Source organism: Nonomuraea muscovyensis (assembly GCF_014207745.1).
In the GTDB taxonomy this organism is placed as follows: domain Bacteria; phylum Actinomycetota; class Actinomycetes; order Streptosporangiales; family Streptosporangiaceae; genus Nonomuraea; species Nonomuraea muscovyensis.
In genome coordinates this window covers 2,563,524-2,577,832 of the sequence record NZ_JACHJB010000002.1, presented here as the reverse complement: position 1 = coordinate 2,577,832, position 14,309 = coordinate 2,563,524, and the positions used below count along the sequence as shown (strand labels likewise).

Genomic DNA, 14,309 nt, shown 5'->3' with positions numbered 1-14,309 from the left:
GTCACCGCCCGGAGTGGATCGGCATTCTGATGATCATCGTGAGTCCGCCTCCTGGTGTCTCTTCGGGAATGAGGGCGCCGCCCATGGCCTCGGTGAGCCCGCGTGACAGCGCGAGGCCGAGGCCGACGCCGGTGCCGTTGTCGCGGTCACCGAGCCGCTGAAACGGCAGGAAGACCCGCTCGTACGCCTCGGGCGGGATGCCGGGGCCGCGGTCGATGACGCGGATCTCGACCTGGTCGTCGTGCCAGCTGGCGGTGACGAGAACCTTCTGCGCGGGCGGGCTGTAGCGGACGGCGTTGCTCATCAGGTTGACCAGCACCCGTTCGAGCAGGGCCGGGTCGGCGACGATCTCGGGCAGGTCGACGGGGATGTCGCCCTCGACCCGGTCGCGCAGCGGCCCGAGGTCGTCGATGGCGTGGGGGACGACCTCTTCCGGGGCGAGGGGCTGGAGGGAGAGCCCGAGCGCGCCCGCCTGCAGGCGGCTCATGTCGAGCAGGTTCTCCACCAGCCGGTCCAGCCTGGCCAGGGATTCGTCGGCGGTGGCCAGCAGCTCCTCGCGGTCTTCCGGAGTCCAGTCGACGTCGTGGCTGCGCAGGCTCTCGACGGCGGCCTTGGCCGCCGACAGCGGGGTGCGCAGGTCATGGCTGACGGCCGCCAGCAGCGCGGTGCGCATCCGGTCGGCCTCGGCCAGCGGCTTGGCCTGTTCCGCCTCCCGCTGCAGGCGTTCCTGGCGCAGCGCGACGGCGGCCTCGGCGGCGAACGCCTCCAGCACCCGCCGGTCGCTGGCATCCAGCAGCCTTCCCCGCGCGGCGAGCACCAGTTGGTCACTGATGGTCACGTCGGTGTCGGCCGCGGCGGGGGTGGTGCAGGGCGCGGAGCCGGAGGTGGCGACGATGCGCCAGGCGCCGGCTTCGGATTGATCGTCCGGCGTGGGCTCGCCGACGCGTTCGAGCAGGGTGACCGAGTCCAGGGCGAACGTCTCGCGCAGCCGCCCGAGCAGGGAGGACAGCGCGGCCTCGCCGCGCAGCACGTGCCCGGCCAGGGTGGACAGCGTCGCGGCGTCGGCGCGGGCGCGGGCCGTCTCCCTGGTACGCCGGGCGGCCAGGTCGACGATCGCGCTGACCGCGGTCGCCATCAGGACGAACACCACCAGGGCGAGAAGGTTCTCCGGGTCCTCGATGGTCCAGGTGTACAGGGGAGGGGTGAAGAACCAGTTGAGCAGGAGAAATCCGCCGATCGCCGCGCTGATCGCCGGCCAGGTCCCGCCGATCAGCGCGACCCCGATGACCAGGCTCAGGAACAGCAGGATCTCGGTGGGCAGCGAGAGCACGCCGGCGAGCGGGGCGAGCGCGGCGGTCAGCAGCGGCAGGCCCGCCGCCGCGACCGCCCATCCGGCCAGCCTGCGCTTCCTGGTGAGCGCGGCCCGGGAGCGCTCGGGGTGGCGACGGCCCTTCTTGGCCTCCTCGTGGGTGACCAGGTGGACGTCGATGGGGCCGGACAGGGCCGTGGTCTCGACTCCGACGCCGCGGGAGAAGATCTGGGCGAAACGCCCCCTTCTCGACGCTCCCAGGACGAGCTGGGTGGCGTTGACGCCGCCGGCGAAGTCGAGCAGCGCCCGCGGGATGTCGTCGCCGACGACCTGGTGGTAGGTGCCACCCATGCTTTCGATCAGGGTGCGCTGGCGGGCCAGGTTGGCCGGGTCGCCCCCGTCCAGCCCGTCGGCGCTCGTGACGTGGACGGCCAGCAGGTCGGCGCCCTTCGTGCGGGCGGCGATGCGGGCGGCCCGGCGTACCAGCGTGTCTCCCTCCGGGCCGCCGGTCAGCGCCACCACCACGCGCTCGCGCGTCTCCCAGGTGCCTTCGATGCCGTGGTCGGCGCGGTAGCGGTCGAGCTGCTCGTCCACCTTGCCCGCGACCCAGAGCAGGGCGAGCTCGCGCAGCGCGGTCAGGTTGCCGACGCGGAAGTAGTTGGACAGCGCGGCGTCCACCTTCTCGGGGGCGTAGACGTTGCCGTGCGCCAGGCGGCGGCGCAGCGCCTCGGGGGACATGTCGACCAGCTCGATCTGGTTCGCCTGCCGCACCACCTCGTCGGGCACGGTCTCGCGCTGCGGGATGCCGGTGATCTGCCGCACCACGTCGTTGACCGACTCCAGGTGCTGGATGTTCACCGTGGAGACGACGTCGATGCCCGCTTCCAGGATCTCGTCGATGTCCTGCCAGCGCTTGACGTTCTTCGAGCCGGGCACGTTGGTGTGGGCCAGCTCGTCGATCAGCGCCACCTTCGGCGCGCGGGCGATGACGGCGTCCACGTCCAGTTCGGTGAAGGTGGCCCCGCGGTAGACCAGCGTCCTGCGGGGGACCACCTCCAGGCCCTCCAGCAGGGCGGCGGTGCGGGCGCGGCCGTGGGTCTCGACGAACCCCACGACCACGTCCCGGCCGCGCTCACAGGCCCGGCGGCCCTCGCCGAGCATCGCGTACGTCTTGCCCACCCCGGGGGCCGCCCCGAGGTAGACCCGCAGGCGGCCCCTTTTCACGAGCGGTCGAGTCCGAGGTTGAGTTCGAGCACGTTCACCGCCGGCTCGCCCATGAAGCCGAGCGCCCGGCCGACGGTGTGCTCCTTGATGAGCCGCTCCACCCTGGCCTGGTCGAGACCGCGTTCCTTGGCCACGCGAGACGCCTGCAACTCGGCGTAGGCCACCGAGATGTGCGGGTCGAGGCCGGAAGCGCTCGCCGTGACCGCGTCGGAGGGCACGGCCGGCGTTCCCGTGTTCCCTCTGACCGGCACGGTCTTCCCGGCCGCGTAGTCCTCGCCCGGCCTGGCGCACTCCACCTTCAGGCCCTGGTAGGCGGGGGTGAAGGGGGTGGCGGGGCAGGCCTGGTTGACGCTGACGGCGCGGTCGGAGAACACCTTCAGCACCGCGCCCACCCCGTCCGGGGTGCAGTACGGACGGGCCCCGCTGACGCCCTCCAACTCGCCGACCGCCTTGGAGCGAGCGCACACCTGGGTGAGCAGCGACTGCTTGCCCTCGTCCGGATTGCCCTCCTCGTCCTTCGCGCCGGGCACCGGCAGAACGTCCACGACGTCCTCGGGGCCCAGATTGCCGGCGCTGGTCGAGGTGGGATCGTAGCCGTCACCGGCGGCCGACGGGCGGGACTGGAAGTACGTCCTGATCGGGTTGCCGTCCGCGTCGGTGAAGGACTGGCCGATCAGCGCGCTGCCCACGGTCTTGCCGTCCTTCTCGACGAGCGAGCCGTTGGCGTTCCCGTTGAACAGTGCCTGGGCCACGCCGGTGGCGGCCAGAGGGTAGACGATGCCGGTGACCACCGTGAGCACGAGCAGCGCGCGAAGCGCGGCGACGTGCTGGCGGACCCAACTGGGCATGCGGTTCATTTATGACATCCCCGGAAGGAACTGGATCAGAAGATCGATGACCTTGATGCCGGCGAACGGCACCACGATGCCGCCCAGGCCGTAGACGTAGAGGTTGCGCGACAGCAGTTTGGAGGCGCTGGAGGGCCGGTAGCGCACCCCGCGCAGCGCCAGCGGGATCAGGGCGATGATCACGAGGGCGTTGAAGATGACCGCCGCCAGGATCGCCGACTGCGGGCTGGCCAGGCGCATGATGTTGAGCGCGTCCAGGCCCGGGTAGACCGCCGCGAACATCGCCGGGATGATCGCGAAGTACTTGGCGATGTCGTTGGCGATCGAGAACGTCGTCAGCGCGCCCCGCGTGATGAGCAGTTGCTTGCCGATCTCGACGATCTCGATGAGCTTGGTCGGGTTGGAGTCCAGGTCGACCATGTTCCCGGCCTCCTTGGCGGCGCTGGTGCCGGTGTTCATGGCGACGCCGACGTCGGACTGGGCCAGGGCGGGGGCGTCGTTGGTGCCGTCGCCGGTCATCGCGACCAGGCGGCCGCCCTCCTGCTCCCTCTTGATCAGCGCCAGCTTGTCCTCGGGCGTGGCCTCGGCCAGGAAGTCGTCCACCCCGGCCTCGTCCGCGATCGCCTTGGCGGTCAGCGGGTTGTCACCGGTGATCATGACGGTGCGGATGCCCATCCGGCGCATCTCGTCGAACCGTTCTCGCATGCCTTCCTTGACCACGTCCTTGAGGTGGATCACCCCCAGGACCCGGCCCCTCTCGGCCACCACCAGCGGGGTGCCACCGGAGCCGGAGATGCCGTCCACGATGTCGCCGACGCCGTCGGTCGGGTGGCCGCCGTTGTCACGGACCCACTTCATGACCGCGGTGGCGGCGCCCTTGCGGACCTCGCGGCCGTCCAGGTTCACCCCCGACATGCGGGTCTGCGCGGTGAACTGGACCCACTCGGCGCCGTGGATCTCGCGCTCGCGCAGCCCGTACCGCTGCTTGGCGAACACCACGATGGAGCGGCCCTCGGGGGTCTCGTCGGCCAGGCTGGACAACTGGGCCGCTTCCGCCAGTTCCCGCTCGCTCACGCCGGGCACGGGGACGAACTCGCCGGCCTGCCGGTTGCCCAGGGTGATCGTGCCGGTCTTGTCCAGCAGCAGCGTGGACACGTCGCCGGCGGCCTCGACCGCGCGGCCGGACATGGCCAGGACGTTGCGCTGCACCAGGCGGTCCATGCCGGCGATGCCGATGGCCGACAGCAACGCGCCGATCGTGGTCGGGATCAGGCAGACGATCAGCGACACCAGCACGATCCCCGACACGCCGTCGGCGGTCAGCGCCAGGGAGTCGGGCACGCCCGGGTTGACGGACTTGGCGAAGATCGCCAGTGGCTGCATCGTCGCGGTGGCCACCAGGAAGATGATCGTCAGCGCGGCGAGCAGGATGTTGAGCGCGATCTCGTTCGGTGTCTTCTGCCGGTTCGCACCCTCCACCAGCGCGATCATGCGGTCGACGAAACTCTCGCCGGGCTTCTGCGTGATCTGCACGATGATCCGGTCGGACAGCACCTTCGTGCCGCCGGTCACCGCGGACCGATCGCCGCCGGACTCGCGGATCACCGGCGCGGACTCGCCGGTGATGGCCGACTCGTCCACCGACGCGATGCCCTCCACCACATCGCCGTCACCGGGGATGATCTCCCCGGCCTCGACGACCACGAAGTCGCCCTGCCTGAGTTCGGGCGCGCCGACCACGTCCCACTCGGCCGAGGCACGGCTCTTGAGCCGGCGGGCGGTGGTGTCGCGCTTGGCCGCCCGCAACGTGGCGGCCTGCGCCTTGCCGCGCCCCTCGGCCACGGCCTCGGCCAGGTTGGCGAAGACGACGGTCAGCCACAGCCACACCACGATCGCCCAGGCGAACCAGGAGGGATCGCCGATCGCCAGGACGGTGGTGAAGACCGCGCCGATCTCGACGATGAACATCACCGGGTTGCGCCACATGGTGGCCGGGTTGAGCTTCTTCAGCGCGTCCGGCAGCGATCGGATCATCTGCTTGGGGTCGAGCAGCCCGCCGCCGACCTTTCCACCCTGGGGTGCGGGGGTACGGCCCGGCGCCTGCACTGTCTGCGTGGCCATGGCTAGCGAATTCCTTCTGCGAGCGGCCCGAGCGCCAGCGCGGGCAGGAAGGTGAGGGCGACCAGGATGATCGTCACGCCGACGACCATGCCGACGAACTGCGGCCGGTGGGTGGGCAGCGTGCCGGCCGACGCCGGGACGGGTGCCTGCCGGGCCAGCGAGCCGGCCAGCGCCAGCACCAGCACGATGGGCAGGAACCGGCCGAGGGCCATGCACAGTCCGAGGGTGGTGTTGTGGAACGGGGTGTTCACGCTGACTCCGGCGAAGGCGGAGCCGTTGTTGTTGGAGGCCGAGGTGTAGGCGTACAGGATCTCCGACAGGCCGTGCGGGCCGCTGTTCAGCATCGCCGAGCGGCCGGTCTCGGTGGCCATCGCCACCGCCGTGCCGACCAGCACCAGTGCCGGGGTGATGAGGAAGTAGAGCGAGGCGAGCTTGATCTCGCGGGCGCCGATCTTCTTGCCCAGGTATTCGGGGGTGCGGCCGACCATCAGCCCGGCCACGAACACGGTGATCACGGCGAGGATCAGCATGCCGTACAGACCCGCGCCGACTCCGCCGGGAGCGACCTCGCCGAGCAGCATGTTGAAGATCAGCATGCCGCCGCCGAGCGCCGTGTAGGAGTCGTGGAAGGAGTCGACCGAGCCGGTACTGGTCAGGGTGGTGGAGGAGGCGAACATGGCCGAGTTCGACACCCCGAAGCGCGCCTCGCGCCCCTCCATCGCCGCCCCGACGGCCTGCGGCACCGTGCCGCCCGCGCTCAGTTCGGCCCAGTTGGTCAGCGTCACGCTGATCAGGAAGATGCTCGCCATCACCGCGACGATGGCGTAGCCCTGCCGGTTGTCGCCGACCATCCGGCCGAAGGCGCGCGGCAGCGAGAACGAGATCACCAGCAGCAGGAAGATCGTCAGCCAGTTGGTCCACGTCGTCGGGTTCTCGAACGGGTGGGCCGAGTTGACGTTGAAGATGCCGCCGCCGTTGGTGCCCAGGTCCTTGATCGCCTCCTGCGAGGCGGCCGCGGCCGGGGTGAACGTCTGCTCCCCGCCGGTCAGCGTCGCCCACGTGCTGTGATCGGCGAACGTCTGGATCGCGCCCCCCGCCACCAGTACCAGCGCCGCGACGAAGGCGATCGGCAGCAGGATGCGGATCGTGCCGCGGACCAGGTCCACCCAGAAGTTGCCCAGCGTCTCGCTCTGCCTCCGGGCGAACCCGCGCACCAGCGCGACCGCCACCGCCATGCCGGCCGCCGCGGAGACGAAGTTCTGCACCGCCAGGCCCGCGGTCTGCACCACGTGGCCCATCGTGGACTCGCCGGAATAGGCCTGCCAGTTGGTGTTGGTGACGAAGCTGACCGCGGTGTTCCAGGCCAGTGCCGGCTCCACCGGCTCCATGCCCAGGGACAGGAACAGGTGGTTCTGCAGCCGCTGCAGGCCGTACAGGAACAGGACCGACACCAGCGAGAACGCCAGCACGCCACGCGCGTAGACGCCCCAGCGCTGCTCGCTGTCGGGTCGCACACCGATCAGCCGGTAGATCATCCGCTCGACCCGGGAGTGCTTGGTGCCGGTGTAGACGCGGTACATGTAGTCGCCCAGCGGCCGATGGCACAGCACGAGGGCGAGCAGCAGGGACGCGATGAACAGGATCCCCGCCAGAGTCGAGGACATCAGAAGCGCTCCGGGAACAGCAGGGCCGCGACCACGAAGACCAGCAGGCCGACGACCACGACCAGACCTGCGGCGTTGACGGCGCTCACAGCCGTTCCACCGCCTTCACAACCAGCCCGAGGATCACGAAGACCGCGATCGTCAGGCCGACGAAGATGACGTCGGTCATCCTCACTCCTCGACTGGATGATGGGTGTTTCGCCCGCCGGAGCCGGCGGCGCCAGGGCCAGCAAATCCCGGAATTTCGGGTGTTTTGCCGTTCTTGACGGGTTTCATACGAGTGGAGCCCGAGAATTGACGCCATTGCTACGCGCCGGGTGATCAGGGGATGATCTCGGTGCCGGCCGTCGGACGGCGCCCGTGGGGCTGGGTGGGGAGGCGCCGGTTCGAGTACGGCGGCCTGATCGGTCATCCGCGACTCGACCAAGACGGCTCCGTCGTCTGGAGCTCGTCGTGAAGACGCGGACTGAGCTGCACCGAAAGGGCGAGTCCTGATTTATCGGTATGCCTACCGATAGGTCTACGGATATTCGGCTGTGCCGGCAGCGCCTACCGTCTGGCGGCAGCAGGGCGTACACCCCCACCACGGAAGACGAGCGCGCGCCCTGCACCACCCCCCGTTCCCGGCAGGCCGTGCTCCCAGGCGATCCCTGCGGCACGGTCGGCGCGCGCCCACCCGGGCGCCCGGCCGGGAAAGCCGAAAGGAGCCCAGCCTTGAAACGCAAGCCACTGGCCGCCGCGACCGTGGGAGTAGCCACGGCCGCGGCCATGGTGTTATCCGCCTTACCCGCGCACGCGGCGCCGCCCGGAGCCCAGGGAGCCGGCGGGCAGGCGCGCGCCGCCGCCGCGGCCGACCCGGAGTCGCAGGCCGCCGCCGTCGCCGACCAGGCGGTCGCCAGCAGTCTCGACAACCTGGCCAAGGGGCCCGACGAGGCATACCGCCGGCTGAACGTGGTCCGCGGCGCCGGCGACATGTTCTTCGTCTCCTACGAGCGCACGTACAAGGGGCTGCCGATGGTCGGCGGCGACGCCGTCGTCGTCACCGACTCCGCCGGGCGCGTCCGCGACACCGTCGCCGAGTCCGGGCCGAGCCCGAGCGACGTGGCCACCACCCCCAAGATCAGCGCCGCGCGGGCCACCCGGGTGGCCAAGACCCGGCTCTCACGCGTGGACGAGACCGGTGACCCGCGCCTGGTGGTGCTGGCCTGGGGCGGCAAGCCGAAACTGACCTGGGAGGCGGTCGTCGGCGGCGTGGCCGACGGCAAGCCGAGCATCCAGCACGTGTTCGTGGACGCCCGCACCGGCGAGGTCGCCGACTCCTACGACCTGGTCCGCGAGGGCACCGGCAACGGCCACTACTACGGGCAGGTCACGATCAACACGAGCGGCTCCGGCAGCTCGTACTCGATGACCGACCCGACGCGGCCCGGCATCAGGTGCGGCGGGCAGAACGGCTCCGCCTACACCGGCCCCGACGACTCCTGGGGCAACGGCCAGGGCACCAACCTGGAGGCGGCCTGCGTCGACGCGATGTACTCCGTGCAGCGCGAGTGGGACATGCTGCGCGACTGGCTCGGCCGTGACGGCATCAACGGCCAGGGCGGCGGCTTCCCCGCCCGCGTCGGACTGAACCAGGTCAACGCCTTCTGGAACGGCAGCTACACCAACTTCGGCCACAACCAGGCCAACACCCGCCAGGCCACCCCCATCGACGTGGTCGCCCACGAGTACGGCCACGCCATCTTCCAGACCACGCCCGGCGGCGCCGGCTCCGGCAACGAGAACGGCGGCATCAACGAGGCCACCGGCGACATCTTCGGCGCGGTCACCGAGCACTTCGCCAACCACCCGAGCGACCCGCCCGACTACCTCGTCGGCGAGGAGGTCGACCTCGTCGGCGACGGCCCGATCCGCAACATGTACAACCCCGGCGCCCTCGGCGACCCCAACTGCTGGTCCACCTCCATCCCCGGCACCGAGGTGCACGCCGCGGCCGGCCCGCTGAACCACTGGTTCTACCTGCTGGCCGAGGGCAGCAGCCCCGGCGGCGGCAAGCCGAACAGCCCCATCTGCTCCGGCGGCCCCTCCTCGGTGACCGGCATCGGCGTCGAGAAGGCCGCCAAGATCTTCATGGGCGCCCTCAACCGCAAGACGTCGAGCTGGCGGTACGCCAACGTCCGGTCCGCCTCCGTGGCCGCGGCCGTCGAGCTGTTCGGCGCCAACAGCGTCGAGTGCAACACCACCAAGGCGGCCTTCAGCGCGATCAGCGTGGCGGCGCAGTCCGGCGAGCCCGCCTGCGGCACCCCCGGCAACGACTTCTCCCTGTCGCTCAACCCGGCGTCGGGCACCGCCCAGCCCGGGCAGCAGGTGACCACCACGGTCAACACCCAGACCACGTCCGGCAGCCCGCAGACGGTCACCCTGACCGCCTCCGGCCTGCCGAGCGGCGTCACGGCGAGCTTCAACCCGTCGTCGGTCACCTCCGGCAACTCCGCCACGCTCACCCTGTCGGTCGGCTCGTCCGCGGCCCAGGGCACCTACCAGGTCACCGTCACGGGCACCGGGTCGTCCCCGCACACCGCGATCTACAGCCTGCAGGTCGGCTCCGGCGGGCCCGGCGGCGACGAGCCGCCGGACATCAGCCTCGCCAACGTCAAGGCGCACCTGTCGCAGTTCCAGACGATCGCCACCGCCAACGGGGGCAACCGCAGGTCCACCGGCAGCGGCTACACCGCGTCCGTCTCGTACGTGGAGCAGAAGCTGCGCGACGCCGGCTACACCGTGGTCCGGCAGAGCTGCGCCTCCGGCTGCACCAGCGGTTCGGGTCCGAACCTGATCGCGGACTGGCCCGGCGGTGACGCCAACCAGGTCATCATGGCCGGTGCGCACCTCGACGGCGTGTCCGCCGGCCCCGGCATCAACGACAACGCCTCCGGCTCCGGCGCGCTGCTGGAGGTCGCGCTGACGCTGGCCGCCGAGCGGCCCACCATGGCCAAGCACGTGCGGTTCGGCTGGTGGACGGACGAGGAGCAGGGCCTGAACGGCTCCGAGTACTACGTCAACTCCCTCTCCGCCACCGACCGGTCGAGGATCAAGGCGTACTACAACTACGACATGGTCGGCTCGCCCAACGGCGGCTACTTCATCAACAACATCACCACCGCCGTCGCGCAGCCGCTCAAGGAGTTCTACGACGGCCTGAACCTGCAGCCGGAGGAGAACACCGAAGGCGCCAACCGCTCCGACGACGCCTCCTTCCGCAACGCGGGCATCGCCACCTCGGGCGTCGCCGCCGGCGCGAGCTACACCAAGAGCACGGCCCAGGCGGCCAAGTGGGGCGGCACGTCCGGACGGGCGTACGACTCCTGCTACCACGCCGCGTGCGACACCATCAGCAACATCAACGACACCATCCTGGACCGGGCCGCCGACGCCGCCGCCCACGCCATCTGGAAGCAGGCCGTCGGCGGTGGCACGCCGAGCCGTGACTTCTCGATCTCGGCCAACCCGGCCTCGGGCACCGTCCAGGCGGGCTCGCCGGCCACCACCACGATCGGCACCACCACCACGGCGGGCACCGCGCAGTCGGTGAACCTGTCGGCGACGGGCCTGCCCACAGGCGCCTCCGCCTCCTTCAACCCCGCCTCGGTGACGTCGGGCGGCTCGTCCACCCTGACGATCTCGACCGCGCCCACCACTCCCGCCGGCTCCTACACCGTCACGGTGACGGGCACCGGCGAGACGGCGACGCGGTCCGCCACGTACGCGCTGACCGTCCAGGGCACCTCGGGCGGCAGGACGTTCACCAACGGCACCGACTACCAGATCCGGGACTACACCACCGTGCAGAGCCCGATCACGTCCACGGCGACGGGCGCCGCGACCTCCCCGGTCAGGCTCTCCGTCACCATCAACCACACCTGCGCCGAGGACCTCGACATCTGGCTGCGCGGGCCGAACGGCCAGTGGTACGCGGTCGACCGGTACGGCGGCACGAGCTGCACGTCGTACGGCACCAGGACGTACACCGTCCCGCTGAGCCAGCAGGCGGCGGGCACCTGGGTGCTCGAAGTCAGCGACGTCTACAGCGGTGACACCGGCTACCTGGACACCTGGAGCGTCACCGTCTGACCCTTCCGATCAGCGAAAGGCCCCGGCCCCGGCCGGGGCCTTTCCCGTCACAGCGGCCAGGCGACGTCGTTGCGGGTGCGCACGCCGAGCTTGTGCAGCACCTTCGCCACGTGCGTGTCGACCGTGCGGCGCGACAGGAAAAGCACCTCGGCGATCTCCCTGTTGGTCCGGCCCTGCGCGACCAGCCTGGCCACCTCGCGCTCCCTGGGCGACAGCCCGCCGCCGGCGGGCCTGCGCCCCCGGCGCGGCGGGCAGCCGGCGCCGATCTCCCGGAGCAGGTGACGGCAGCGCGCCGCGTCATGGGTGGCGCCGAGCGTCGCGTACCGCTCGGCCGCGTCGGCGACGATCTCCGCGGCCCGTTCCCCGCCGCCCAGCTCCAGCCGGGCGCCCGCCTCCGCCTCCGCCGCCCGCGCCGCGCCGTGGGGCCGGCCCATCGCCTCGTACGCCGACCGCGCGCGGGCCTGGCACGCCACCGCCTCCTCGAACCGGCCGCCGGCGTGCGCCAGCGCGCCGCGCACCACCTCCAGCGCGGCCACGGCCGACGGCGCGCTGCGGCCCTCGATGCCGGCGGCGAACTCGGCCACCAGCTCGCCCGCCTCGTCGTGGCGCCCGGCCCGCAGCAGCGCGGTCACGGCGGGCGGGACGAGCTGGTCGCCCCACACCCACACGCCCTTGCGGCGCAGCCGGGCCACCGCCGCGCGGGCCTCGGCCAGCGCCGCGTCCACCCGGTCGCGGACGAGGAGCAGCTCGACCAGCCCGCCGGAGGCGGCCGCGGCGACCGGCAGGAAGGCGGAGTCCGGCTCCCGTACCCCGGCGTCCTCCAGGTGGCGGCCGGCCTCGTCCCACTCGCCGCAGGCCAGCGCCAGCATGCCGAGGACGAGCTGCGCGTCCACCCCGAGCAGGGGCGTCTCCGGCATCATCTCGACGGCCGCGACCGCCCGCTCCCGCAGCCCGGACCAGCGCCCGGTCAGCCAGTCGAGCCTGATGGACGACATCTCCACCAGGTAGACCGGGTACAGGGCGCCGCTCTCCTCGGCGACCCGGCGGCCCAGCGCGGCGTACCGCCTGGCCGCGGCGTAGTGGCCGAGCGGGATCGCCGCGTCGCACAGGTTGGAGTAGGCACGGGCGACCTGCCGCCGCACCCCCGCCGACGGGTGGCCCACCGGGAGGGTGTCCGCCAGCGCGAACGCGTCCGGAGAGCCGATCAGCATGGCGAAGGCGACCTTGTTGGCGTGCACCGTCGCCGTCAGCTCCGGGTCGCCGTCGGCGACCACCAGGCTCTCGGACCGGTCCATCCACTGCCGGTGGGTGGCGATCGGCTCGGTGCCCCACGCCGGCATGGCCAGCAGTGCCAGCCCCCTGGCGGCCATGCCGGGCCGGTCAGCGAGGTCGGGCAGCGCGGCGAGCACCTCCTGCCGCCCGGCGGCGATGGCGCCCGCCTGGTTGGACAGCAGCACGCCCAGGTTGAGCCGGGCCTCGCCGCGCACCTCCCGCGACAGGAAGTCGTCGGCCAGGAGGTGACGCAGCAGCCGGACGACGCGCCGGTGGGACAGCCCGACCGCGGCCAGCCTGCTGAGCCGCAGGGCCAGCGGACCGCGGGCGTCGCGCGGCAGCTTGGGGTCGGCGAGCATGCTCTCCAGCAGTTCGACGGCGAGCGGCACGTCGCCGAGCGCGGCGGCCTGGTCGGCGGCGGCGGCGCCGTACCGCCGCCAGGCGCCGAAGTCGCCCGCGCGCCGCGCGTGGTAGGCGATCTGGACGAGCGGCGGCTGGTCGAGCGTGGCCAGCGCCGTCACGGCCCGCCGGTGGATCAGCCGCCGGTCCGGGCCGGGGATGGCGTCGTAGACGGCCTGCTGGGCGAGCGCGTGCCGGAAACCGTGCTGGCCGTCGGGGTGTTCGAGCAGCACGCCCGCCTTGAGCGCCTCGCACAGCCCCGCCCTGACTCCCAGGCCGCCGCCTCCCACGTCGCCGCCGCCTGGGCCGCCTCCTGGGCCGCCGTCCCCCAGGCCGCTGTCCCCAAGGACGCCGACTCCCGGGCCGTCGTCTCCCGAGGCGGCGTCCCCCAGGACGGCGGAGATCAGCGGCTCGTCCGCCGGAAGCTTGAGCACGGCGGCGGCGTGGACGACGCGCAGCGCCACGGGGGACAGCTCGGCGAGCCGCTCCGCCATCGCCTCGCGCAGCAGCAGCGGCACCGCGATGCTGTCCAGGGCCTTCGGCTCCTCCCCGCCGCCGTCGTCGAGCAGCGAGCGGACGACCTCCTCCACCACGAACGGGACCCCGGCGGTCCGCTCGTGCAGCCGCGCCGCGAAGGCGGCGGACAGTCCGGGACGGCCGAGCAGGCCGCCCGCCATGAGCCTGACGCCCTCCACGTCCAGCGGGGCCAGCGCCACGACCTCGCTGTTGACGCCCGGCGGATGCCGGTACGCGTGCCCGAACGGCAGCCCCGGCACCGGCAGGTCCTCCCGCCGGAACGTCACCACCAGCGCCAGTCCGGCGGGCGGCTGGTCGGTGAGGAACCGCAGCAGGTCCCGCGTTCCGTCATCGGCCCAGTGCAGGTCCTCCACCACCAGCACGACCGGCCCGGCGGCCGCCAGTAGCGCGTGGACGGCGCGGAACAGCCGGTGCCGTTCGGCGCGCGGGTCGTCCACCGGCGGCGGAAGCGGCGCCGGAGGCAGGTCGCCGGCCAGCTCCGGCAGATAGCCGCGCAACGCCCCCGTCACCGGGTTCAGCGCCGACCGCGCGGGCAGGGCGGCGGCGACGTGGCGCAGCGCGTCGAACACCGGCCCGTACGGGAACGGCTCCCTGAGCTGGTGGCAGTGACCGAGCAGCACGGTGCGCTCCCCGTCGGGCAGGAGCTCGACGGCCGCCCGGACCAGGCGCGTCTTGCCGATGCCCGCCTCGCCCTGCACCAGCGCCACCGCGGGCGGGCGGGTGATCGCGCCGAGGAGTGCTCTGAGCTGCGCGTCGCGGCCGACGAGCGCGGGAGGAGAGAGGCCCGTCATCGGAGTCTCCGGA

7 protein-coding genes are annotated in these 14,309 nt (G+C 72.1%); 1 reads left to right on the top strand and 6 read right to left on the bottom strand.

The window, feature by feature from the left end; genetic code table 11:
* Position 1 precedes the first annotated feature (1 nt).
* From FHU36_RS28650 to kdpF, 5 genes are read right to left on the bottom strand one after another with little or no spacing between them, the layout of a single operon-like run.
* Positions 2–2,533, bottom strand: a complete 2,532-nt coding sequence (locus FHU36_RS28650; RefSeq protein WP_185086887.1) for a DUF4118 domain-containing protein — start codon at positions 2,531–2,533, stop codon at positions 2–4.
* Positions 2,530–3,390: a potassium-transporting ATPase subunit C gene (locus tag FHU36_RS28645; protein WP_185086886.1), complete on the bottom strand. Its 861-nt coding sequence runs from the start codon at positions 3,388–3,390 to the stop codon at positions 2,530–2,532. The genes FHU36_RS28650 and FHU36_RS28645 overlap by 4 nt, the downstream gene beginning before the upstream one ends.
* A complete protein-coding gene (gene kdpB, locus FHU36_RS28640; protein WP_185086885.1) occupies positions 3,391–5,502 on the bottom strand; it encodes a potassium-transporting ATPase subunit KdpB in 2,112 nt (703 codons plus the stop codon). It abuts the gene before it with no gap.
* Between the two features lie 2 nt (positions 5,503–5,504).
* The gene (kdpA, locus tag FHU36_RS28635; protein WP_185086884.1) at positions 5,505–7,166 is read right to left on the bottom strand and encodes a potassium-transporting ATPase subunit KdpA; all 1,662 of its coding nucleotides are present in this window, start codon (positions 7,164–7,166) and stop codon (positions 5,505–5,507) included.
* On the bottom strand, positions 7,166–7,255 hold the full coding sequence (gene kdpF, locus FHU36_RS44950; protein ID WP_185086883.1) for a K(+)-transporting ATPase subunit F: 90 nt from the start codon (positions 7,253–7,255) through the stop codon (positions 7,166–7,168). The genes kdpA and kdpF overlap by 1 nt, the downstream gene beginning before the upstream one ends.
* Before the next feature lie 625 nt (positions 7,256–7,880).
* Here kdpF and FHU36_RS28620 point away from each other — a divergent pair.
* On the top strand, positions 7,881–11,297 hold the full coding sequence (locus FHU36_RS28620) for a M28 family peptidase (protein WP_246502594.1): 3,417 nt from the start codon (positions 7,881–7,883) through the stop codon (positions 11,295–11,297).
* Between the two features lie 47 nt (positions 11,298–11,344).
* On the opposite strand, the gene FHU36_RS28615 is transcribed toward FHU36_RS28620, so the two are convergent.
* A complete protein-coding gene (locus FHU36_RS28615; RefSeq protein ID WP_185086882.1) occupies positions 11,345–14,296 on the bottom strand; it encodes an ATP-binding protein in 2,952 nt (983 codons plus the stop codon).
* Between the last annotated feature and the right edge of the window lie 13 nt (positions 14,297–14,309).